A 24645-nucleotide genomic window follows, 5' to 3' on the forward strand; every position below is an offset into this window, starting at 1 on the left:
CAGGCTGGATCCCAGACTGGCGTTCAGGCTGGATCATGGGCTGGATTCCGGACCGGGATTCCCCCATGCTCCGGCAACCGGCGGCTCAGGCCAGCGCCTCCTTGGCCGCCTCCTCGGGCGTCAGCCCGTCATAGAACTGGTCGGTGAACCACTCCACCTGTTCCTCGATATGATCCTGCGCCTGCTCGACGGTGGCGCCACCGGCCACCAGGAAACCCTCTACTTCGATGCACCACTGGATGAACGCCAGCGTTTCTTCATCCAGTTCTTCTTTCTTGGCCATACCATTACCTCTTCCATTGCGTGATCGGTGACATGGCGCGATCGGCACCATGCCCGATTTTACCGTAGCAGCCGGAACTCGCCGGACTTCAGAAAAAACGCGACTGCCGAGCCGGTTCAGGATCCTGCCAGGATGGGTCCCGGAGATGCTGCGAGGGAAGTGCCCGCTCGAGCTGGCCGCCCGCCGCGGCCGCCGATTTTGGCGTTGCCCCATATTTGCCTGGCGTGGCGGCATATTCGCCAGCCGTAAATCCGCGGGTTTCAGGATGTCGATTTTCGCAGGCGGAAAATTATCCGCTGTCGGGAAAAGCCGGCATTATCGTTCCGCATCGGTTTTCAGGCGACCCGATGGCGGCAATATGGGTGAAAATGCCGCTGTATTGGCTCGACCGCGCCGATCGGGTGTTATTCTGCTCATCGATATTATTTCCGTGAATAAATGGGCACGGGTGTTAATATGAATTAACCGTTCAATGCGAATGACGCTGCGTCGGGAAATACCAAGGTTTCAAACATGACACAGCAAAATCGGTTGAGCACGTTTATTTACGAGCACATCGAGCCGATCCTGCAGGCCTGGGAAGATTTCGCGCGAACGATCGAACCGCCCGCGCTGACGATGGACGACGCCGAGCTGCGCGACCATGCCCGGCAGATGCTGCATGCGTTCGCGGCCGACATGGCCACCGCGCAGACCGAGCACGAGCGCGCCGCCAAGTCGAAAGGCCTCGGCACCCGGTCCCACGCGGATACCGCTGCCGAGACCCATGCGGAAGCGCGACTGCTGTCCGGCTATACCGTCGTCCAGCTCGTGTCGGAATACCGGGCGCTGCGCGCCAGCGTGCTGATGCTCTGGGCCGCCGAGACCAGCGCGGCCCACCCGACGCAGATGACCGATATCATGCGCTTCAACGAAGCCGTCGACCAGGCGGTCGCGGAATCGGTCGCGCGGTACGAATACATGGTCAAGCAGTCTCAAAACATGTTCCTGGCGATTCTCGGCCATGATTTGCGCAATCCGCTGGGCACGGTCGTTACCGGAACGAGTTTCCTGATGCAGGCGACCGATATCCCGGCGAAATATGTGCTGGTCGCCACCAGGATGTTCAACAGCGCGAAAAGGATGAGCAAGCTGATCAACGATCTCATCGATTTCACGCGCACCCACCTCGGTCCGGGAATTCCGATCCGCGTCAAGCAGGGCAGCCTGGTGGCCATTTGCGAGGAAGTCGTCAATGAATTGCGCACGTTTCACCCCGAGCGGCTTGTCGAACTTCACGCTCCATCGAAACTCGACGCGATTTTCGATGAAGGCCGTATTGCCCAGGTATTGTCGAACCTGATCGGCAATGCGATCCAGTACGGCGATCCGGAGATTCCCGTGTCGGTCCGCGTCGAGGCGAATGCCGACGACGTGCAGATTTTCGTGAACAACCAGGGCAAGACCATTCCGGCGGAAACGCTGCCGACCATTTTCGACCCGATGGTCCGCATTGCCGCGAATGCGGACTGGAAAGAGGGCGCCTACATGGAACGTACCAGCCTGGGTATCGGCCTGTATATTTCACGCGAGATCGTTCATGCGCACGGTGGCACGATCACCCTGACGTCCGACCCGTCCAGTGGAACGACCTTCATCGTGACCATACCGCGCCTGCCGGCCGGATTCGGGGGCGCCGGCGCCGGGGCGGGCGGCAAGAGCAACTCCACGCCCCAGGCCGCGTGATGCCGCTGGACGACGACGATCGGGGGGCGTTGCCGCGCGGGGCCGGCACCCGCCCGCTCAAGGTGCTGGTCATCGATGACGAACGGGACCTTGCCGAGCTTGCCGGAGCGCTGCTGGCGTTCCATGCCGTAGACAATACGGTGGTCTACTCGGCCGCCGCCGCGCTGGCGGTGCTGGCCGCCGATCCGGCCATCACCGCCGTGTTTTCCGACATCACCATGCCGGACATGAGCGGCATCGAACTGGCCTGCGAAATCCGCAGGCGGTTCCCGGATCTGCACGTGGTGCTGACGTCGGGCCACGCGCCGCCAGGCATGCTGGCTGGCCGGGACCGGCTCTACCGCTTCGCCCCCAAGCCCTACAGGATCGAAACGATCATCGGCCTGCTCGCCCGCGGCATCGCCGGACACCAGGCGTAACGGGGCAGCGGGCCGTCACGGCGCGGGCGCGTCGAACAACCCGTTCCCGTGCCAGCGCGGCTTCTCCGGCTGGCCGGCCATCGGCACCGCCACATGGCCGAGGCCCAGCTTGCGCACCAGCCGGGGGAAGGCGCGGCAATACACCGGCTGCACGCCGGCCAGCCGCGCCAGCTGCCGGTATTCGATCACCATGCCTTGCGGCACCCGGGCAAGTACCGCCGCGACGCGGGCGCGCCAGTCGTCGTCCCAGGCGGGAAGCCGCGCCGGCAGCAGGACCACGGGATCGCCCGCGCCGATCGTGCCGCCGCACGCCACCCGGGCCAGCATGCCGCGGGCGCGGCCGATCGCCGCCGCCACGCCGGGCTGGCGTTTGTCCAGGTAACCGCATGCTTCGCAGGCAAACGTCAGCCGCAGCACCGCCTGCGGGCCCACGCGCAGCAGCGAGCCGGAAAGCAGCGCCGCGGTATCGATATCGAGCAGCAGGTTTTCGCGCAGCGCATGCGCCGGCAGGCCATGCCGCGCATACGCCGGAGCGCCGGCCAGCAGCACCTGGCGCGGCGACAGCGGGTCGGCGTGCGCGTCGCCCCCCAGGCCAAGGCCAGCGATGGCGTCCACCGAGGGCACGGCGCGTGGCGCGTCGCGCAGCGACGGCCGCACCATCAGGGCTTGTACGCGGCCGAGGGCAACGCCGCCATCGGCCAGGTCGGGCGGGCAAACCAGCTGAGGCGAAGGAGGAGGGGCGGGCAAGAGGATGAACGGGAGAGATGGCGAATCGGCAAGTGTAGCAGCGCTGCGTGCCGGCACGTGACTGCCGGCCACTACCGGCAGGTGCGGGGCCCGATGTGGCGCGTCCGCCACGCCTTCCCCCGCCTTGCGATTTTGTCCGGCAACGTTCGGGAACCACGCCGCCACTGCCGTTTGCCGCATGTTGCGCCAGCCTCCGCGGGCAGCGGGACGGCCCCCGGCCCGCCCGTGCCGTTACCATGGCCGCTACCGTGGGCGATGCGGGATCCAGCCCGGCCAGTGCCGCGATGACCGCAACGGCCTTTCAATGTATGCTGCTGTATTGCAAGAAGTACTCGACGATATTCAATGCGCAAAACCGGTGAATTCAGGAAGGCAACCGTGGCGCCCCGCCTGCTGCAGTGGGGCGTCGGGTGGTTGCTGGCCACCGTGGTGGGGCTCACGCTGTATGCGGCCACGGTCAAGTCGGTGGAAGACGATGCGCGCGTGCGCTTCGATAACGCGGCGCGCGCCACCCAGTACAGCATCGGTGCCAGCGTCAAGGCGTATTCGGACGTGCTGCGCGGGCTGGTGGCGCTGTTCCAGACGTCCGACAGCCTGTCGCGCCTGCAATTCCGGCAATACGTGGCCAGCCTCGACGTGTCGCGCCATTTCCCGGCCATCGAAACGATCAACTTCGCGCCCGACGTGCGGGCCGAGGAGCGCGCCGCGTTCGTGGCCGCCGTGCGCGCCGACCGCAGCGTGGATCCGGCCGGCTACCCGGGGTTCGAGATCCGCCCGCCGGGGCAGCGCGACCGCTATGCGCCGCTGGCCTGGCTGGAACCGCCGCTGCGGGAAAAGATGGGCGTCGACATCACCGCCAATCCGGCCATCGCGCGGGCCATGGACCTGTCGCGCGATACCGGCCAGATCAGCGCCTCCGGCCAGCCCGTGAAGGTGCAGGGCCCGGTACCGCACATCGGCCTGGGCATGCGCCTGCCGGTGTACCGGCGCGGCATGCCGATCGGCGACGTGCCTGGCCGCCGCGCCGCCTACCTGGGCTCGGTGGGCATCGGCTTTTCCGTGTCGGCGCTGGTGCAGGGCGCGATCGACGAGACGGCCGACCGCAAGGTGCGCCTGATCCTGTATTCCGACGGCACCACCCCCGTGGAACAGCGCCGCCTGCAGATCGAAAGCGACGACCGCCTGCTCTACAACGATACCGGCGCGCTGGATGCACCGGCCACGCTGCCGGACATCGTCGACGATTACTTCGTGGCCGTGCTGCCGATCGACTTCAACGGCGCGCTGTGGAAGGCGCGCTTCTACACGCCCAAGGCGGACATGATCAGCCGCTTCGACCGCCAGCTGCCGTGGATCGCGCTGGCGACCGGCTTTGCCGGCACGATGCTGCTGTACAGCTATGTGTTCATGCTGACATCGCAGCGCCGCAACGCGCAGGAACAGCGCCGCCTGCTCGACAGCGTGCTGGACAACGTCGACGCGCACGTGTACATGAAGGATGGCGAGCGCCGCTTCATCTATGTCAACGCGCGCATGGCGCAGGTGATGGGCCGCCCGGCCGAGCAGATCGTCGGCCGGATGGACAGCGAACTGCTGCCCAAGCGCATCGCCACCCGCGACTGGCTGGAAGACCGGGAGGTGCTGGCCGACGGCATCAAGCGCACCAGCGAGGGAACCTTCGTCGATGCGCAGGGCAATACGCGCCACCTGTGGACGGTGAAGGCGGCCGTGGCGCTGGAGCGCGGGCCGGCCGTGATCGCGCTGTCCACCGACGTGACCGAGCTGCACGAACTGAAGGAAGCGGCGCAGGCCGCCAGCCGGGCCAAGAGCGATTTCCTGTCCAACATGAGCCATGAAATCCGCACGCCGATGAACAGCGTGATCGGCATGGCGCACCTGGCGCTGAAATCGGTGGCCGATCCGCGGCAGCGCGACTACCTGCAGAAGATCTACCACTCGGGCCAGCACCTGCTGGGCATCATCAACAACATCCTCGACTTTTCCAAGATCGAAGCGGGCAAGCTCGACCTGGAGATGCTGGATTTCCCGCTCGATGCGCTGTTCGGCAACGTTGCCACCCAGCTGGCCGACGGGGCGTCGCGGCGCGGCCTGGAGCTGGTGTTCGAGGCCTGGCCCAACGTGCCGGCGCAACTGCGCGGCGACCCCCTGCGGCTGGAACAGGTGCTGCTCAATTTCACCAGCAATGCGATCAAGTTTTCCGAGCGCGGCACGGTGTTCCTGCGCGCCCGCGTGATCGAGGAACGCGACAACCGGCTGACCGTGCGCTTCGAGGTGCAGGACCAGGGCATCGGCATGACGCCGGCCCAGGTGGCCGGCCTGTTCCAGTCGTTCCACCAGGCCGACACGTCCACCACGCGCAAGTATGGCGGCACCGGCCTGGGGCTGGTGATCAGCAAGCAGCTGGCCGAGCTGATGGGCGGTACCGTGGGCGTGGAAAGCACGCCGGGGCGGGGCAGCACGTTCTGGTTCACGGCGCAGCTGGAAAAGGGCGTGGCGCTGCCGCCGGCGGCCAGCGACACGGTATTGGAGGAAGAGCTGCTGGCGCCGCTGCGCGGGGCCGCCATCCTGCTGGTCGAAGACAATGTGTTCAGCCAGCAGGTCGGGCAGGAACTGATCGAGGAAGCCGGCGCCACGGTGGTGATCGCCAATAACGGGCAGGAAGCCATCGACCTGCTGCAGAAGGGCCAGTTCGATTGCGTGCTGATGGACGTGCAGATGCCGGTGATGGATGGCTTCGAAGCCACGCGCCGGATCCGCGGCCACGCGGCGCTGTCCGGCCTGACGGTGATCGCCATGACGGCCAATGCCGGGCGCGAAGACCAGCTGCGCTGCCAGGAAGCGGGAATGGACGATTTCCTGACCAAGCCGGTGGTGCCGAACCAGCTGCTGGCCACGTTGTCGAAGTGGCTGAGCCAGCGCGTGGTGGACGGCCGTCCGGCGCAGCCAGGCACGGCCACGGCAAGCCAGGCGGTGAAGGAAGGAACGGCAAGCCAGGGTGGCGCCGGCCCGGGGGCAGCCGGCGAGGCGACGGATGGGGCGGCAAAGCACGAAGGTGCAGGACAGGGGGCAGGGCAGGCCGCTGCGGCCGGCATCCCGGCGCGGCGCGCCACGGATGTGATGGCCCCGTTCGCGCCGGCCGAGCCGCCGCTGTTCGACCCGGACGTGCTGGGCCAGACCTTCGGCAACCGGCCCGACAAGATGCGCCGCTATGCGCTGATGTTCCTGGCATCCGGGCGCGACGGGATGGTCGAGATCGAAGCGGCGCTGGCCGCGCGGGACATGAAGCGGCTGCGCGAGCTGGGGCACCGGATCAAGTCGTCGGCGCGCGCGGTCGGCGCGCTGGCCTTCGCCGAACTGTGCGTGGCGCTGGAACGGCTCAAGCCGCAGGACGACGTAGCCGCCGCCGAGCGTATCGTCGCCCACATGGGGCCCATGCTGGACCGGCTGGAGCGCTATATCGACGTGGACCTGGAACCGCTGCTGCGCGAACTGGGCAGCCAGCCCGGCTGAGCCCGTCCCCGAGCTCGTCCCTGAACCCGTCGTCGGCAATCTCCATTGCTGCAAGGCACCGGCTGGTAGGGATCGGCGATAATAGCCACCTGTCCCGCGTTTCGACCACCAAGTACACCCCATGGCAACAGGCATCGCACCCGGCTTACTGATTCTGCACGGCAACCAGCTCGAACAGCTGCGTGCCGCCGTGTTCCAATGGCTGCAGGCCAACCCCCTGGCACCGCTGGAATCGGACGTGCTGCTGGTGCAGTCGAACGGCGTGGCCGAATGGCTCAAGATCGCCCTGGCGGAACAGGCGGGCGTGTGCGCCGCCACCCGCGTGGCGCTGCCGGCCCGGTTCCTGTGGGAAGCCTACCGCGCCATGCTGGGCCGCGACCGCGTGCCGCGCACGTCCGCCTTCGACAAGGGCCCGCTCACCTGGCGGCTGATGCGCCTGCTGCCGGCGCTGTTGCGCGAGGATGCCTTCGAGCCGCTGCGCCATTTCCTCAAGGGGGGCTGCCAGGAACGCCGGCTGCAGCTGGCCGAGCGGCTGTCCGACCTGTTCGACCAGTACCAGGTGTACCGCGCCGACTGGCTGGAAGACTGGGCGGCCGGGCGCGACCAGATGTGCTGCCCGCGCGGCCTGCATTACCCGCTGCCGGAAGGCCAGCGCTGGCAGGCCGCGCTGTGGCGCGCCATCATCGCCAGCGTGCCGGAGGAAGAGCGCACGCTGGGCCGCGCCGGCGTGCACACGGAATTCCTCCGCGCCGTGGCGTCGGGCGCTATGCCGGCGGCCGCGCTGCCGCGCCGCGTCGTGCTGTTCGGCGTTTCCGCGCTGCCGTACCAGACCCTGCAGGCGCTGGCGGCGCTGGCCCGGTTCACCCAGGTGATCGTGGCCGTGCCTAACCCGTGCCGCTTCTACTGGGGCGACATCATCGATGGCCGCGACCTGCTGCGCGCCGCGCGGCGCCGCCAGCCGCAGCGCAACGGCATCGACCTGGCCAGCGTGCCGATCGAGGCGCTGCACGCCCACAGCCACCCGCTGCTGGCGAGCTGGGGCCGGCAGGGGCGCGACTATATCCGCATGCTGGATGAATTCGACGAAGCTTCCGGCGACGAGGCCGGGCACCTGCGCGTGGACCTGTTCAGCGATGGCGACGGCGACACGCTGCTGCAGCAGTTGCAGGGCGCGGTGCGCGACATGCTGCCGCTGTCCGAACACCATTTCCCCGTGCCGGACGGGGAGGACCGCTCGATCGTGTTCCACATCGCCCACAGCGTGCAGCGCGAGGTGGAAGTGCTGCACGACCAGTTGCTGGCCCGTTTCGCCGCCGATCCCACGCTGCGCCCGCGCGATATCGTCGTCATGGTCCCGGACATCGGCGTGTTCACGGCGGCCATCCACGCCGTCTTCGGCCAGTACAAGGGGGGTGGCAAGGGCGGCAATACGGGTGGTGGCAAGCGCGGAGATGCGCGCCACATCCCGTTCGAGATCGGCGACGTCAACGACCGCAGCGTAAACCCGCTGCTGGTGGCGCTGGAATGGCTGCTGCGCCTGCCGCAGCAGCGCTGCCGGCAAAGCGAGGTGCGCGACCTGCTGGACGTGCCGGCGCTGGCGGCCCGCTTCGGCCTGGCCGACGACGACCTGCCGATCCTCGGCCGCTGGATCGAAGGGGCGGGCGTGCGCTGGGGCCTGGACCGCGCCCACCGCGCCGGCCTGGGCCTGGAGCCCACCGGCGAACAGAACGCATGGATCTTCGGCATCCGCCGCATGCTGCTCGGCTATGCCAGCGGCACGGGCGGCGCCTTCGGCGACATCGAACCATACGGTGAGGTGGGCGGCCTGGATGCCGCGCTGGCCGGCTCGCTGGCCCAGCTGGTCGAAGCCCTGCTGGACTGGCGCAACCGGCTGGCCCGGCCCCGCACGCCGGCCGAGTGGGGCGAACAGGCGCGCGCGCTGCTGGTCACCTTCTTCGATGCCCGCGACGAAGCCGACAAGCTGACCATGAACGAGTTGGGCGCGACGCTCAACGCGTGGCTGGAGACGTGCGACGGCGCCGGCTTCGACGAGCCGGTGCCGCTGTCGGTGCTGCGCGAAGCGTGGCTGGGCGCGTTGGACGAACCGTCGCTGGAACACCAGTTCGTCTCCGGCGGGGTGACGTTCTGCACGCTGATGCCGATGCGCGCCGTGCCGTTCCGGATGGTCTGCCTGCTGGGCATGAACGATGGCGATTTCCCGCGCCGCGCCAGCCGCGCCGACTTCGACCTGCTGGCGCTGCCCGGCATGGCGCGCCCCGGCGACCGCTCGCGCCGCGACGACGACCGCTACCTGATGCTGGAAGCGGTGCTGGCCGCGCGCGACGTGCTGTACGTGAGCTGGTGCGGCCGCAACGCCCGCGACAACAGCGAGCAGCCGCCGTCGGTACTGGTGGCGCAACTGCTCGACTACCTGAAGGCCGGCTGGCATCTCGACCTGCACGAACGCACCACCGAGCACGCGCTGCAGCCATTCTCGCGCCGCTACTTCGAGCGGGGCGGCCTGCTCACCTACGCGGCCGAATGGCGCTCGGCCCACGCGCCGGGCGAGGCGCCGGCACTGCCGCCGCATGCCGAACCACAGGATGGCCAAGCCCCCGCGCTGCCGCCGTATGAACTCGACGAGCGCTTCCGCCTGAAGCTGGCCGGCCTGGTGGCCTTCCTGCGCCAGCCCGTGAAATACTTCTTCGCCCAGCGCTTCGGCGTGCGGTTCGCCGACTCGGCGCTGGTCGGCGAAGACGAGGAACCGTTCGTGCTCGATGCGCTGGACCGCTACTTCCTGGAAGACGAGATGCTGGAGGACGACGGCGCCGTGGACGAGGAGGACGTGCGCGCCAGCCTGGTGGAACGGGCGGCCCGGCTGCAGCGCGAAGGCGTGCTGCCGATCGGCGTGATCGGCGACCGCGTGCGCGACAACCTGATCGAAGCGCTGCTGCCGGTGCGCCGCGCCTGGCTGCAGTTGCGCGGCGCGTTCCCGGAGGCGGCGCCCAAGCTGCCGGTCGGCCTGGAACTGGACGGCGTGGTGCTGGAAGACTGGATCGACGGCCTGCGCGCCGACGGCAACGCCAAGGTATGGCTGGCGCAGATGTCGTCCAAGGCGCTGGACAAGTCCGGCCAGCCGCGGGGCGACAAGCTGGCGGCCGCCTGGCTGCGCCAGCTGGCCGCCGCGGCGCAGGGCGTGCCCGTGACGGGCCTGCTGGTGGCGCGCGATGCGGTGCTGTCGATGCCGCCGCTCGACGGCGAAGCGGCGCGCGCCGCGCTGGCCGGCCTGGTCGCCCTGTGGCGGCGCGGCATGGACGGGCCGCTGCCGGTGGCCAGCAAGACAGCGCTGGCGCTGCTGTCCGGCGGCGACCCGCGCGAGACCTACGAGCATGGCTTCGACCGCCGCGGCGAGAAGGACGACATGTGCCTGTACCGGCTGTGGCCGGAGTACGGCGACCTGCAGGCCGAACCGGGATTCGCCGCGACCGCGCGCGCCCTGTATGGACCGCTGGTCGACTGGCTGGCCACCGTCGAGGTGCAGCCGATCGAGGGAGGCCAGCCATGAGCCGCCTGCTCGATCCGATGACCTTCCCGCTGCACGGCACCCGGCTGATCGAGGCCAGTGCCGGTACCGGCAAGACATGGACCATCGCCGCGCTGTACCTGCGCCTGGTGCTGGGCCACGGCGGCGGCGACGCGTTCGGGCGCCCGCTGCTGCCGGCCGACATCCTCGTGATGACGTTTACCCGCGCGGCCACGCGCGAACTGTCGAACCGCATCCGCGAACGGCTGGTCGAGGCGGCCGGCTGTTTCCGTGGCCAGGTCGAGGATTGCGATCCGTTCCTGGCCGGCCTGCTGGAAGCCTACCCCGACGAGACCGGGCGCCAGCAGGCCGCGCACCGGCTGATGCTGGCCGCCGAAACGATGGACGAGGCGGCGATCTTCACGATCGACGCGTGGTGCCAGCGCATGCTGCGCGAGCACGCGTTCGACAGCGGCAGCCTGTTCGACGAGGAACTGATCAGCGACGAAGCGGCGCTGTTCGAGGATGCCGCCCACGATTACTGGCGCCAGCAGGTGTATCCGCTGCGCGAGCCGGCCCTGGGCGCGCTGCTGGAATGCTGGCCGGACGTGGAACGGCTCAAGCGCGGCCTGCGCGAACTGGTCAAGCGCGCCGATGACGGCTGGCGCATGGACGAGCCGCTGGGCGCGCTGATCGGCCGCACGCTGCGCGAGCGCGCGCAGCACCTCGCCGTGCTGAAGGAAGGCTGGCTGGAACGGGTCGAGCGCATGGCGCTGTGGCTGGAGCGGGCCAAGGCGGCCAAGCAGCTGAATGGCAAGCTGATCCAGGCGCGCTGGCTGGACGGCTGGTTCGCGACGCTGCGCGCGTGGGCCGCCGATCCGGCCATGGTCGGCCTGGACCTGAAGGGCGGCTGGAACCGGCTGGTGCCGGCCGGGATCGCCGAGGCCTACAGCGGCAGCGATATCCCGGACGACTTCGCTGCACTGGAGGCGCTGCGGGAAGCGCTGTCCGCCCTCGAACCGCTGGCGCACCGCCTGTACCGCCATGCCGCCGGCATCATCGCCGCGCGAATGGCCGAGCTGAAAGCGCGCGACCGGCAGTTCGGCTTCGCCGACATGCTGGTGCGGCTGCAAAAGGCGCTGGAGGGCGACAACGGCGCGGCGCTGCGCCAGCGCATCACCGAGCAATACCCGGTGGCGCTGGTCGATGAATTCCAGGATACCGCCCCCTTGCAATACCGTATCTTCGACCTGCTGTACCGGGTGGCCGACAACGATCCGGCATCGGGCCTGTTCCTGATCGGCGATCCGAAGCAGTCGATCTACGGCTTCCGCGGCGCCGACATCCACAGCTACCTGGCGGCGCGGCGCGCCACCGAAGGGCGGCACTACCAGCTCGGCACGAACTACCGGTCCACGCGCGAAGTGGTGGAAGCGGTGAACCGCATCTTCCTGCACGCCGAAGGCGCGGCCGGCGGCGGCGGCTTCGCGCAGGGCGCCTTCCGCTTCCGGCGCGGCACCGTCAATCCGCTGCCGTTCGATGCGGTCGATGCCAAGGGGCGCGGCGAGCGCCTGGTGGGCGTGGACGGGCAGTTGCAGGCCCTCACCGTGTCGTGCAGCGACGTATCGGACCTGAAGGCGGACGGCTACCGTGAATTCTTCGCGCACCATTGCGCCGAGCATATCGTGCGCCTGCTGAACGATCCGCGCACTGGCTTCGAGGGGCCGCGCGGCTTCGAGCGGCTGCAGCCGGCCGATATCGCGATCCTCGTGCGCGACCGGAAGGAAGCCAGCGCCATCCGGCGCGCGCTGCAGCAGCGGCGCGTGCCCAGCGTCTACCTGTCCGACAAGGATTCCGTGCTGGAGAGCGACGAGGCGAAGGACGTGCTGCGCTGGCTCGCCGCGCTGGCCAACCCGCTCGATGGCGCGCTGGCCAGGGCCGCCTTCGCCACCCGCACCGCCAATATCCCGCTGGCCGAGCTGGCGCGCATGTCGTCGGACGAACTGGCGTGGGAAGCCCGCGTCGAGCAGCTGAAGAACCTGCACACGGTGTGGCAGCGCCAGGGTGTGCTGGCGATGCTGCGGCGCTTCATCCACGAGCTGGGCTTGCCGGCCGCGCTGCTGGCGCCCGGCAACGTGGGCGGCGAACGCAGCCTGACCAATCTGCTGCACCTGGCCGAACTGCTGCAGGGGGCCAGCCGCCAGCTCGATGGCGAGCAGGCGCTGATCCGCTGGATGGCCGAACAGGTCGAAGGCGAGGGCGCCACGGGCGACGAACAGGTGCTGCGGCTGGAATCGGATGCCGAGCTGGTGAAGGTCGTCACGGTGCACAAGTCCAAGGGCCTGGAATACCCGATGGTGTACCTGCCGTTCGCCGTCACGGCGCGCAAGGTGGACAAGCGCAACCGCAGCTTCTTCGAGTACACCGATGCGCAGGGCACGCGCCGCATCGACATGTCCTTGTCCGAGGAGGCGCAGGCAGCCGTGGAGGCGGCCCGCATCGAGGAAGACTTGCGGCTGCTGTACGTGGCGCTGACCCGCGCCCGGCATTTCCTGTGGCTGGGCGTGGCCGCGCTGCCGGCCCGCAAGGAAGGCAGCAACGTGCTGCACGAGTCGGCGCTGGGCTACCTGCTGACCGGTGGCGCACCGCTGCCGGCGGAAAGCCTGCAGGAACGCTGGCGTGAGCTGGCCGGCGACTGCGGCGCGATCGGCATCGCCTCGCTGTGCCACCCCGAGCGGCCCACGCTGCTCGACCGGGAAGAACGGCGCGAGCCGCTGCTCGAGCCGCGGCCCTACGATGCCCGCTTCGAGCGCGACTGGTCGGTCGGCAGCTTCACCTCGCTGGCGCGGGGCACCCAGGCCGCGCCGCGCCGCGCGCTGGAGGAAACGCTGCTGGAAGGCGAGGGCGCCGATGTCGCGGCCGGCCGGATCGACGACGCCCCGTGGCACCGTTTCCCGCGCGGCTCCGTGCCCGGCAACTTCCTGCACGAACAGCTGGAATGGCTGGCGCAGGAAGGCTTCGATTGCGTGACCGATGCCGCCTGCGAAGTGCGCATGGCGCGCCGTATCGAGCGGGCCGGCTGGGGCCACCGGCTGGACGATGCGCTGGCCTGGCTGCGCGCGGCCGTGACGACCGAATTGCCGCCGCTGGGTGCCGCGCTGCGCGACATCGGCACGCTGATGCCGGAGATGGAATTCTGGTTCCCCAGCGAGCACCTGGCCACCGGCGCGCTCGATGCGCTGTGCCGGCGCCATCTCCTCGACGGCATCGCCCGCCCGGCACTGCCGCAGCGCGCGCTGCACGGCATGCTGAAAGGCTTCTCGGACCTGGTGTTCGAGCATGCGGGGCGCTACTGGGTGCTGGACTACAAGTCGAATGCGCTGGGCGGCAACGACGCGGCGTACCACGCCAGGGCGCTGGCGCAGGGCATGGCCGAACACCGCTACGACGTGCAGGGCGCGATCTACCTGCTGGCGCTGCACCGCCTGCTGGCGAGCCGGCTGGGCGATGCCTACGATCCGGCCGAACAGCTGGGTGGCGCCGTGTTCTTCTTCCTGCGCGGCATCGGCAACGCCGCCACGCGCGGCTGCCATGTGCTGGAACCCGATCCGGCACTGCTGGCCGAACTGGACGAGCTGCTGCGGCGCGAAGGAAACACCGATGACTGACCCGATGACTGCTCACCTGAATGCCCATGCGACGCTGTTCGAGACCATCGACACGCTGACCGAAAACGGCAAGCTGCGCCGGCTGGCCGGGGCGTTTGCCCGCTTCGTGGCCACGCTGGGCCACACCCCGCCGCCGCTGCTGCTGGCCTGCCTGCTGCTGTCCGAGCTGGAGGGCCGCGGCCACAGCTGCCTGGTGCTGGCCGACCTGGCCGGCGACCCGTCGCCGCAGGTGGGCTGGCTGGACGGCGAGTGGGCGGCATTGCGCGCGGCGGCCGCCCAGGGCGGCGGCTCGCTGCCCAGGAACGTCAACGGCTGGCGCAACGCGCTGCAGGGCTGCGAACAGGTCTGGCCGGTGGGCGACCTGGACTTCAACCAGCCGCTGGTGCTCGACGGCGAACGGCTGTACCTGCGCCGCTACTGGCGCGACGAGTCGACGGTGGCGGCCTCGGTGCGTTCTCGGGCGCTGGCCCTCGCCGGCCCCGATGGCGAGGTGGATACCGGGGGCATACGCGCATGGCTCGACAGGCTGTTCCCCCACGCGGCACGCGAGGGTGGCCCGGACTGGCAGAAGATCGCCTGCGCCGCCGCGCTGCGCGGTCAACTGGCCGTCATCACCGGCGGCCCCGGCACCGGCAAGACGTACACGGTGGCGCGGCTGCTGGCGCTGCTGTTCGCCACCGCCGGCGAGGCCGCGCCGGCATTGCGGATCGCCCTGGCCGCGCCGACCGGCAAGGCGGCGGCCCGCCTGAAACAGTCGATCGACATGGCGCTCGATGAACTGGCCGGCAAGCTGGGCAGCGACCTGGCCCTGCGCGACCTGGCGGCGCGCATGGGCGGCGCGCGCACCCTGCACAGCCTGCTGGGGGCTCGGCCGGACACCCGCAGCTTCGCGCACCACGCCGGCAATCCGCTGGAGGTGGACGTGCTGATCGTCGACGAAGCGTCGATGGTGCACCTGGAGATGATGGCGGCCCTGCTGGCGGCACTGCCGTCGCATGCGCGCCTGGTCCTGCTGGGCGACAAGGACCAGCTGGCGTCGGTCGAAGCGGGCGCCGTGCTGGGCGACCTGTGCGCGCAGGCCGAAAGCGGCAACTACGATGCCGCCACCTGCGACTATGTGCTGGCCGCCACTGGCGAGACGATCCCGCCGGCGTTCCGCGAGCGCGATGGCGGGCCGCTGGCCCAGCGCATCGTGATGCTGCGCCAGAGCCGGCGCTTCGGCGGCCCGATCGGCAAGCTGGCGAACGCCGTCAACCAGGGCGACGCCGATGCCGCCCGCGAGGTGCTCAGGGCGGAAAGCGATGGGCGGCTGCGCTGGATCGAGGGGGCGCGGCCCGGCGACGTGCTGGCGCTCGCGGTGGCCGGGCGGCCCGGCGCCGGTGCCGGCTACCGCGATTACCTGGAGCGTGTGAGGGAAGGGCCGGGCGGCGACTACGAAGGCTGGGTGAACGACGTGCTCAAGCGCTTCGAGCAATTCCGCCTGCTGTGCGCCGTGCGCGAGGGCGAATGGGGCGTCGCGGGGCTGAACGAGGCGATCGAGGCCAAGCTGGAAACGGCAAAGCTGATCCGCCGGCGCGGCGAATGGTACGTGGGCCGCCCCGTGATGGTGACGCGCAACGACTACGCCACGGGTGTCTATAACGGCGACATCGGCCTGACCCTGCCCGATCCGCTGCGCCCCGATTCGCTGCGGGTCTGGTTCTCGGACGGCGAAGCGGTGCGCAGCGTGCTGGCCACGCGCCTGCGCAACGTGGAAACGGCCTTCGCGATGACGGTCCACAAGTCGCAGGGCTCGGAATTCCTCCACACGGCGATGGTGCTGCCGCCGCAGGCGAACGCCGTGCTGGCGCGCGAACTGGTCTATACGGGGATCACGCGCGCCCGTGAATTCTTCACGCTGGTCTCGCCGAACGCCGCCGTGTTCGACCAGGCCATCGCCGGGCGCACGCAGCGGGCCAGCGGATTGCGGCAGGCACTCGGGACTTGAAGCCCGGACGCGAGCGGTTCGCCGCGATGCTGCAGGGCGGCGGCACGGCTGGATAGGCGCTTCGGGCCGGGCGCGGGAGGCGGCCGGCGAATCCCGATCGGCAAAGTCCGGCCGCATCGGATACCATTGCAAGGTTTTCAATGCTGTCTCGATATCATCTCCCTCTCCAACCACATCGATCGATATGACCTCGTCCGCACAACCAGATAACAGCCTGCCACTCGACATGATCATCTTCGGGGGCATGGGCGACCTCGCCATGCGCAAACTGCTGCCGGCGCTGTACATGGCCCACCTGCACGGCAACCTGCCGTCCGGCACCCGCATCATTTCCACGGGACGCCAGGATTTCAACCGCGAGGCGTACCTGGCATTCGTCGAGGAGCATTCGCGCTCGTTTATCTCGGGCGGCAACTTTACCGACGAGGCGTGGCGCAGCTTCCTGCAGCGCCTGGAGTTCGTGCGCGTGGACGTGCAGCAGGACGACCTGGCCGCGCTGGCGAAGATGTCGCGCGAAGGCGCGGTGCGGGTGTTCTACCTGTCCACCGCGCCATCGCTGTTCACCACCATCTGCGAGAAGCTGTCCGCGGCTGGCCTGGTCGACGCCAATGCGCGGGTGGTGCTGGAAAAACCGCTGGGCAGCGACCTGGCCTCGGCGGTGGAAATCAACGAGGCGGTCGGCAAGCATTTCGCCGAATCGCAGATCTACCGGATCGACCATTACCTGGGCAAGGAAACGGTGCAGAACCTGATGGTGCTGCGCTTCGGGAACTCGATCCTGGAACCGCTGTGGCGCGCGCCGAACATCTCCAGCGTGCAGATCACGGTGGCCGAGGAAGTCGGCGTGGGCAGCCGCGCGGGCTTCTACGACGGCACCGGCGCCATGCGCGACATGGTGCAGAACCACCTGCTGCAGCTGCTGTGCATCGTCGCCATGGAACCGCCGGCATCGCTGGCGCCCGACGCGGTGCGCGATGAAAAGCTCAAGGTGCTGCGCTCGCTGCGCCGCTTCAACCTGGCCACCATCGCGCGCGACACGGTGCGCGGCCAGTATGTGCGGGGCGCCAGCGGCAACCAGGCCGTGCCGGGTTACCTGGAAGAGAAGAACGTGCCGCCGGACAGCGGCACGGAAACCTTCGTGGCGCTGCGCACGTATGTCGACACGTGGCGCTGGTCCAAGGTGCCGTTCTACCTGCGCACTGGCAAGCGCATGGAGCGCCGTTCGTCGAAGATCGTGGTGGAATTCGCCAACCCGCCGTTCCCGCTGTTCCCGGAAAGTTCCGCGGGTGTCGCCAACCGGCTGGTGATCGAGCTGCAGCCTGAAGAAGCGATCAAGCTGCAGGTGATGGCCAAGCAGCCCGGCAGCGGCATGCACATGCAGCAGGTGGAACTGAACCTCGACCTGCATTCGGCGTTCACGCAGCGCCGCGCCGAAGCGTACGAGCGCCTGCTGATCGACGTGGTGCGCGGCCGCCTCACGCACTTCATGCGGCGCGACGAACTGGAAGCGGCGTGGGAATGGGCCGACCCGATCATCGAGGGCTGGGGTACGCTGAATGAAAAGCCGCGCGGCTACGCGGCCGGCACCTGGGGCCCGTCCGAATCGTTCGCCCTGCTGGCGCGCGACGGCTTCAGCTGGTTCGAGTAAGCGGCAGGCGCCGGGATACCGGTTTCGGTATCCCGGCTGCCTAAAAAGTGATTGGGCCGCGCCGCCGCGCGGTGGCAGACTTGGCAGCATAACAACGCTGCCACGCAGCCCTGAAACCATGCCAAGAGACACTTCGCCGCCGGCTCCCGCCGCCGCTCCGTTTTCCCTGCCTGCCCCGTTTTTCCTGCCTGTTCTTTTCCTCTCCCTGACAGCCACCCCGGCCCGTGCGGCCACCGGACTCGACCTGATGGCCCAGCTGGAGGAGGGCGGCATTCCGCTGCTGGCCATCGCCGGGCTGTCGATCCTGTTCCTTGCCGTGGCGATCGAACGGCTGGTGCATTTCCGCGCCAGCCGCGTGGTGCCCGCCGGCCTGGCGGACGAAGTGCTGCCGCTGTGGGCCAGGCACGATTTCGCCGCCATCGAAGCGGTGGCGGCGCGCAGCGACAGCACGCTGGGCCGCGTGATCGGCTTCCTCGTCGCGCACCGGCGGCACGACCCTGCGCGGCTTGGCTCCGCCGCCGGCGACATCGCGTCGATGGAGCTGCGCCAGCACCAGCAGAAGTCCTATGCGCTGTCGATCGTCGCCACGGTGGCGCCGATCGTCGGCCTGCTCGGCACCGTGATCGGCATGATCGAGGCGTTCCACGTGATCGCGTTCTCGGAAGGCATGGGCAACCCGGCGCTGCTGGCCGGCGGCATTTCGATGGCGCTGGTGAACACGGCGGCCGGCCTGTGCGTGGCGCTGCCCGCGCTGGCCATGCACCATTACCTGAAGCACCGCACCGCCTTGCTCGGCCTGGCGCTGGAGAAGGATGTGAACCGGCTGCTGCATGCCTGGTTCCTGCCGCGCGAGGATGGCACGCCGGCCCTGCAGGTGGTGGGCCATGCGCATTGACCTCGGCCACGACGAGCCGCCCGAGATCGGCCTGATCGCGCTGATCGACTGCATCTTCTTCCTGCTGATGTTCTTCATGGTGGCCACCTCGTTCAAGCAGCCCGAACAACAGGCGAAGCCCGACAAGGAACTGCCCGTGATCCTGCCGGCCGCGCAGGCCAGCCTGGAACGCGCCGCTGCCGCCCCGTCGCCGCTGGTGGTGGGCGTGGACCGCGACGGCAAGCTGTATATCGATGGCGCCAGGGTGACGGTGCAGGCCTTTCATGACGCGCTGAAGAAGGAGGCGGCACGCCAGCCCCGGCGCCCCATCCGCATCGACGGCGACGAGCAGACACCCTACCAGCACATCGTCCACGTGCTGGACCTGTGCCAGTTCGAGGGCTTCACGCAGATCGCCCTCCATACCAGGAAATGAGGGCGCACCCGAGCGCACAATGGAGCGCACACCTGGGCCCGCACCTGCGCCGGTACCGGTACTGGTATGTGTCGGCCGCCGCGCACGCGGTGCTGCTGGCCTTCGCGGTCCACCTCGGCGCCTGGCAGCCGGCGGCCCGGGCGCAGGCCCGCGAGATCGCGGCGGGTGCCGCCATGTCCAGCCATGCGCAGATGCGGCAGCGCGTGGCCGACATGGAGCGCATCAAGGAGCTGATGGAACAAAGCATGGGCCGGGACGAGGCTGCGCGCGGGGATGGCACGGGAAAGGACCCCGGCAACCTGGCCAGCGACGTGGCGGACAGGCAGGCCGGCAATGAGCCGAGCAACGAGGCCAACAGCGAGGCCAACAGCGAGGACGAGCGCGCGCCGCGCTTCGATGCGACGACCGCACCGGAGCGGCCGGAGGAATTGCTGGCCCGGGCCGAGGCGCTGGCGGACGACATCGATGCGCTGGCGGCACAGGCCCGCGAGGCTGCGGCGGAAAAGCTGCTGGCGCGCCTGCCCCAGGAGCACGACGCGGACGGGGCCGCGCAGCCGCAGACTACGCCACCGGATGGGCCGGCGCCCCCGGCCGGGGCAGCTCCGCAGGGCATGCAGCCGGCCCCCGGACTCGCCGCGCTCCAGCCGGGCATGAAGCCGCCGGCGGACGCGGCGCAGGGCGCGGCCGGCGGCCAGGCAGCCGGGCCGATGGACGAGGCGGCGGCCACGGCGCGCGTTGCCCGGCTGGCAGCCCAGGCGCGGGACCGGCTGGCGCAGCGCCAGCGCCAGCTACAGCAAGAGGTGCAAAGGGACCAGCATGGCGTCGCGGTGGAGGCGAGCAGGCAGATCTCCCGCTTCCTCAACCGCGACGTGGCGCAGGTCGCCGACAAATCGGGGCGCTACGGCGGCACCGGCATCGAGCTGTTCGGCACCGGGTCCGGCCGCATTCCCGCCCTGGACGGCGGCCCGCTGGCCAGGGCCAGTGGCCGCGGCATCGGCACGGGCGGTATCTACACGAACCGGCTCTACGTCAACAGCTGGTACCTGATCGGGCCTTTCGAAGGCCGGCATGGCCTGCAACTGTTCGACAACTTCAGCCACCCGCCGGAACAGGCGGTGGTGCTCGACGCGGCCTATCGGGGCAAGGAAGGCCGCGTCCTGAAATGGCGCTACGTGAACAGTCCGGGCTACCCGCTGGTGCCGCCCGATCCGGTGGAGAACGGCGTCTACTACGGCTACACGGAGCTGATGTTCGACGAGGATCGCGAGATGGTGGTGTGGATCGGCGGCGACGACGATGCCCGGCTGTGGATCAACGACCGGCTGGTCTGGAAGGGCGGCAACCGGAACAAGGCATGGTTCTGGAACGAGATATACGGCACCCGCAACAGCTACGCCGAGCAGTACAACCTCACCGAAGGCAAGGTGCGGGTGCGCTTCCGCAAGGGCCGCAACAAGGCTTTCTTCAAGGTGGCGAATGGCCCCAGCCGCATGTATTTCTCGATGGTGCTGACGCCGCCCTGAATGGGCGGCGCCCCGGGATTACCGGACCGGCGCGGGGCCGCTTACCACGTGATATGCACGGATGGCGCGCTGCGCTTCGATTCGCCGTGGAACACGGCTTCGATATTGTTGCCGTCCGGGTCGATGACGAACGCCGCATAGTAGCCGGGGTGGTAGGGCCGCTCGCCCGGCGCGCCGTTGTCCCGGCCGCCGCCATCGAGCGCGGCCCGGTGGAAGGCATCGACCATGGCGCGGTCGCGGGCCTGGAACGCCAGGTGATGGCGGCCCGTCAGGTGGCCCTGCGCGGTCTCGCTGTCCTGCGCGGAGACGAACAGCTCGTCGACCCAGAAATAATCCTCGGCCGTGCCGCCGATCGGAATGTCCAGCGCGCCGAAGACGGCGGTATAGAACTTCTGCGACGCGGGCAGGTCTTTCACGACCAGCTGGATGTGGTCGATCAGGCGGCCACGGTGAACCTCTTGTGCTTCCATGCTGTGCTCCCCGACAGAGTTGGTGGGCCGTACAGTATCGCAGGTTTTGCCACCGGAAGTCGCACAAGACTGGCGGCCGGGGCCACGCCGGCCGGGCATTGCCGGGATGCCCGGGCTTCGCTAAGATGGGGGAACATCATGACTTTTTGCCAACGCCAGCCCGCAGCGCCAGCCCGGCGATGCGGCACCATGACCAGGGATGCCCGATGACCCAGCTTCGCACCGCCGATTTCCTGTTGCGCCCCCTGGTGCCGGCCGACGCGCCGGCGCTCGCCGCCGCCGTGCGCGAGTCCGCGGACACCGTCGGCAAATGGATGGGCTGGGCGCACCCGGCGTATGGCTTGAGCGATGCGGAGGAGTGGATTGCCCACTGCGCGGCCGCGCGGCGCGATGGCGTGTCGCACGAGTTCGGCATCTTCCGCGCCGAAGGCGAAGTCCTCCTCGGCGCGGCCGGCCTGAACCAATTCAACAGGATCAATGCCTTCTGCAACCTGGGTTACTGGCTCCGGCAGTCGGCCCAGCGGCAGGGCGCCGGCCTGGCCGCCGTGCACCTGCTGGCGCGCCATGCCTTCGAACAGCTGGGCCAGCATCGCGTGGAGATCATCGTCGCCGAGGGCAACGCGGCGAGCCTGGGCCTGGCGCGCAAGGCGGGCGCCCTGCACGAATGCCTGGCGCGCAACCGCGTGCAGTTGCACGGCCGGCCCCACCCCGCGCACGTGCTGTCGCTGGTGCCGGAGACGCCTGCCGAACGATCAATGTCCTGACTATTTCCGCCGCGGGCCCGCGCGGCCATAGGAAAAACCGCGTCGCCTCATCAATACTACGGGCGGCAGCGCAGGCCGGCCCGGCAACGGGCGCCGCGCCGCTGCCGTGTCCACCCAAGCATTGAAGAGGAGACCGCGCATGTCCCAGCGCCCCCCACGCCCGTTCCGCGCCGCACCGGCAAGCGCCCCGACCACTCCGGCCGCCGCGGCCGTCCTGTTGCGGCGGGGCGTGCTGGCGGCGGCCGCTGTAGCCTGCCTGGCGCACGCTTCGCCGCACGATCCAGCGCCACGCGATCCTGCGCCGCAAGATCCATCGCCGCACAAGCGCTCCGCGCACGACCCGACCGTCTACCAGCGCATCGGCGACGTCGCCCGGCACCTGGCCACGCCGCCTGCCGATGCGCGGCCGATGATGCGCTGGTGGTGGTTCGGCCCCGCCGTCGAGAAAAGCCAGCTGGCCCTCGAGATCGACCGGATGAAGGAAGGCGGGATCGGCGGGGTGGAAATCCAGGCCGTGTATCCGATGGCGCTGGACGATCCGTCGCGCGGCGTGAAGAACCTGCCCTTCCTGTCGCCGGAACACCTGGACGCGGTGCGCTTCGCCAACGAGAAGGGCCGCGCGGCCGGCCTGCGCGTCGATCTCACGCTGGGCAGCGGCTGGCCGTTCGGCGGCCCGCACATCGGCATCGGAGACGCGATCGGCAAGATGCGCGTGGCGGCGGTGGAAGTGCCGGCCGGCGCGGCCAGCTACCCGCTGCCGGTGGTGACGGAAGGCGAGAAGATCGAAGCCGCGTTCATCGGCGCCGGCACGGCGAAGGAATACGATGCCACGCGCCTGAAGGCGTTGCCGGCCGTGGCGGCGCCCGATGGCCGCGGCACCGTGGCGCCGGCGGCCGGGCCGCGCGTGGCCGTGTACTACATCGCCAGCCGCTCCGGCATGCAGGTGAAGCGCCCGGCGGTGGGCGGCGAAGGCTTCGTGCTCGACCACATGAGCCGCCGCGCCATCGACAACCACCTGAAGAACGTGGGCGAGCCGCTGCTGAAGGCCTTCGGCGACCAGCCGCCGTACGCGATCTTCTCGGACAGCCTGGAAAGCTACGGCACCGACTGGACCGGCGATTTCCTGGAGCAGTTCCAGCGCCGGCGCGGCTATGACCTGCGGCCCTACCTGCCGCTGGTGTTTTCCGGGCAGGGCGCCGACGCGCCCGCACTGCGGCACGACTGGGCCCTCACGCAGACGGAGCTGGTGGAAGACAATTACCTGAAACCGGTCACCGACTGGGCGCACCGCCACGGCACCCGGTTCCGCTCGCAGACCTATGGCGAGCCGCCGGCGTCGCTGTCGAGCTTCCGCCACCAGGACCTGTTCGAGGGCGAGGGCGCGCAGTACCGGCAATTCTCGTTCACGCGCCTGGCCTCGTCGGCGGCGCACCTGTACGGCAAGCCGGTGGTATCGGCCGAAACGTGGACGTGGCTGCGTTCGCCCGCGCACACCGCCGGCCCGCTGGACATGAAGGCCGAGGCGGACCGCATGTTCGTGCAGGGGGTCACGCAGATCATCGGCCACGGCTGGCCGTACACGCCGCCAGACGCGCCGGAACCGGGCTACCAGCTGTACGCCGCCGCCGTGTTCAACCATCACCAGCCGTGGTACATGGTGATGCCGGAGGTGTCCGGCTACCTCGCCCGCGTCAGCTACCTGCTGCGCCAGGGCGCGCCGGCCAACCAGGTGGCCGTGCTGCTGCCGAACGACGATGTGTACGCGATCAACCGGCCCGGCAAGACGTCGCTGTCGGGCGAGCTGCCGAAGTTCATCAAGCCCGAGCTGGTCCAGCAGATCATGGACAGCGGCCACAATCTCGACTACGTCGATCCGGAAGCCGTGCTGCGCGTGGGCCTGGACCGCTACCCGGTGCTGGTGATGCCGAACGTGACGCGCCTTGCGCCCGAGGTCCTGGCCAGGCTGGATGCGTATGTGAAGAAGGGCGGCAAGATCATCGCGATCGGCGCCACGCCATCGCTGGCGCCGGGCTTCCTGGATGCGCAGCGCATCACCGCCGAGGTGAAACGCGCCTCGGCCGCGCTGTTCGGGCGCGGCCAGGACGTCACGAAGAACGTGACGAAGATCGCCACCGACCTCGAACTGGGCCGCGCGCTTCAGTCCGTGCTGCCCGGCGACGTCCGCGTAGCGGACATTCGTGCAGGCGACGTGCGCGTGGGCGACGTGCAAAAACGCATCAGCTTCGTGCGCCGCAAGCTGGCCGATGCCGACATCTACTTCATCGCCAACACCAGCAACGAACCGGTAGCGGCCAGCCTGGTCTTCCGCGAGCCGCGCCGCCACGCCACCCGGCTCGACCCGGACAGCGGCAAGCTGGCGCAATCGGCGCTGGCGCCGGCGCTGACGCTGGCGCCATACGAGTCGGTGGTGTACGTGATGAGCGATGCGCCGCTGCCGGGCGCCGCGCCGGAAACGAAGGCCAGGGAGGCCGCCGTGGTCGCCGACCTGTCGACCGGCTGGCAGGTGCGCTTCCCCGGGCGGGCGCCCGTGGCGATGGACAAGCTGGTGTCCTGGACCGACAGCGAGGCGACCCGGTATTTCTCCGGCCAGGCGGTATATGGCAAGACGCTCACGGTGACGCCGGAGCAGCTGGCCGGCATGCGCCTGTCGCTCGATTTCGGTACCGGCACGCCGTTGCCGGACAGCGGCGTGCATGCGCACCATTCGGGCATGCGGGCGATGTACGAACCGGCGCTGCGCGACGCCGCGATCGTGACCGTCAACGGCCAGCGCGCCGGCACGCTGTGGCATCCGCCGTACCGGCTCGACGTGACGCCGTTCCTGAAGGCGGGCGCCAACCAGGTCGAGGTGAAGGTGGCCAACCTGGGCGTGAACACGCTGGCCGGGCGCGAGCTGCCGGACTTCAGGCTGCTGCGCCTGCGCTACGGCAACCGCTTCGAATTGCAGGACACGGCGAAGATCGCGCCGCAGCCGGCCGGGTTGCTGGGGCCGGTGACGCTGGTGGGGGAGGCGATGAGGTAATGAG

The 24645-nt window shown here is 69.4% G+C and carries 15 protein-coding genes; 12 read left to right on the plus strand and 3 right to left on the minus strand.

What is annotated here, in order from left to right; all coding sequences use genetic code 11:
- Positions 1-85: 85 nt before the first annotated feature.
- A complete protein-coding gene (locus tag EYF70_RS09355; protein WP_131145155.1) occupies positions 86-283 on the minus strand; it encodes a hypothetical protein in 198 nt (65 codons plus the stop codon).
- A gap of 531 nt (positions 284-814) precedes the next feature.
- Between EYF70_RS09355 and EYF70_RS09360 the strand changes: the two genes are divergently transcribed.
- Together EYF70_RS09360 and EYF70_RS09365 are read left to right on the plus strand one after the other, a co-directional pair.
- On the plus strand, positions 815-2008 hold the full coding sequence (locus EYF70_RS09360; RefSeq protein ID WP_229420780.1) for a sensor histidine kinase: 1194 nt from the start codon (positions 815-817) through the stop codon (positions 2006-2008).
- Positions 2008-2427: a response regulator gene (locus EYF70_RS09365; RefSeq protein WP_131145157.1), complete on the plus strand. Its 420-nt coding sequence runs from the start codon at positions 2008-2010 to the stop codon at positions 2425-2427. Before EYF70_RS09360 ends, EYF70_RS09365 begins: the two co-directional genes overlap by 1 nt.
- A gap of 15 nt (positions 2428-2442) precedes the next feature.
- Here EYF70_RS09365 and EYF70_RS09370 read toward each other — a convergent pair whose 3' ends face one another.
- Positions 2443-3354: an MOSC domain-containing protein gene (locus tag EYF70_RS09370; RefSeq protein WP_229420781.1), complete on the minus strand. Its 912-nt coding sequence runs from the start codon at positions 3352-3354 to the stop codon at positions 2443-2445.
- Positions 3355-3519: 165 nt separating this feature from the next.
- On the opposite strand from EYF70_RS09370, the gene EYF70_RS09375 reads away from it, so the two are divergent.
- The 8 genes from EYF70_RS09375 (at position 3520) to EYF70_RS09410 (ending at position 20364) form a co-directional block, all read left to right on the plus strand.
- Complete coding sequence (locus EYF70_RS09375; RefSeq protein WP_131145158.1) at positions 3520-6705, plus strand: CHASE domain-containing protein; 3186 nt, start codon at positions 3520-3522, stop codon at positions 6703-6705.
- A 121-nt stretch (positions 6706-6826) separates the two neighbouring features.
- Positions 6827-10270: an exodeoxyribonuclease V subunit gamma gene (gene recC, locus EYF70_RS09380; protein ID WP_131145159.1), complete on the plus strand. Its 3444-nt coding sequence runs from the start codon at positions 6827-6829 to the stop codon at positions 10268-10270.
- Positions 10267-13896, plus strand: a complete 3630-nt coding sequence (gene recB, locus EYF70_RS09385) for an exodeoxyribonuclease V subunit beta (protein WP_131145160.1) — start codon at positions 10267-10269, stop codon at positions 13894-13896. The genes recC and recB overlap by 4 nt, the downstream gene beginning before the upstream one ends.
- Complete coding sequence (recD, locus tag EYF70_RS09390; protein WP_131145161.1) at positions 13889-15883, plus strand: exodeoxyribonuclease V subunit alpha; 1995 nt, start codon at positions 13889-13891, stop codon at positions 15881-15883. Before recB ends, recD begins: the two co-directional genes overlap by 8 nt.
- Before the next feature lie 184 nt (positions 15884-16067).
- Positions 16068-17531: a glucose-6-phosphate dehydrogenase gene (zwf, locus tag EYF70_RS09395; protein WP_131145162.1), complete on the plus strand. Its 1464-nt coding sequence runs from the start codon at positions 16068-16070 to the stop codon at positions 17529-17531.
- 118 nt (positions 17532-17649) lie between these two features.
- Positions 17650-18426 (plus strand): MotA/TolQ/ExbB proton channel family protein, encoded by a 777-nt coding sequence (locus EYF70_RS09400; RefSeq protein ID WP_165497602.1) that lies wholly within the window; start codon positions 17650-17652, stop codon positions 18424-18426.
- Positions 18416-18841: an ExbD/TolR family protein gene (locus tag EYF70_RS09405; protein WP_165497603.1), complete on the plus strand. Its 426-nt coding sequence runs from the start codon at positions 18416-18418 to the stop codon at positions 18839-18841. The genes EYF70_RS09400 and EYF70_RS09405 overlap by 11 nt, the downstream gene beginning before the upstream one ends.
- On the plus strand, positions 18838-20364 hold the full coding sequence (locus tag EYF70_RS09410) for a hypothetical protein (protein WP_131145165.1): 1527 nt from the start codon (positions 18838-18840) through the stop codon (positions 20362-20364). Before EYF70_RS09405 ends, EYF70_RS09410 begins: the two co-directional genes overlap by 4 nt.
- Positions 20365-20405: 41 nt before the next feature.
- Here the strand turns inward: EYF70_RS09410 and EYF70_RS09415 are convergent, their stop codons facing one another.
- On the minus strand, positions 20406-20834 hold the full coding sequence (locus EYF70_RS09415) for a VOC family protein (protein WP_131145166.1): 429 nt from the start codon (positions 20832-20834) through the stop codon (positions 20406-20408).
- Positions 20835-21040: 206 nt separating this feature from the next.
- On the opposite strand from EYF70_RS09415, the gene EYF70_RS09420 reads away from it, so the two are divergent.
- Together EYF70_RS09420 and EYF70_RS09425 are read left to right on the plus strand one after the other, a co-directional pair.
- Positions 21041-21598: a GNAT family N-acetyltransferase gene (locus tag EYF70_RS09420; protein WP_131145167.1), complete on the plus strand. Its 558-nt coding sequence runs from the start codon at positions 21041-21043 to the stop codon at positions 21596-21598.
- 139 nt (positions 21599-21737) lie between these two features.
- Complete coding sequence (locus EYF70_RS09425) at positions 21738-24641, plus strand: glycosyl hydrolase (protein WP_131145168.1); 2904 nt, start codon at positions 21738-21740, stop codon at positions 24639-24641.
- Positions 24642-24645 lie beyond the last annotated feature (4 nt).

The organism is Pseudoduganella albidiflava, from assembly GCF_004322755.1.
GTDB lineage: Bacteria > Pseudomonadota > Gammaproteobacteria > Burkholderiales > Burkholderiaceae_D > Rugamonas > Rugamonas albidiflava.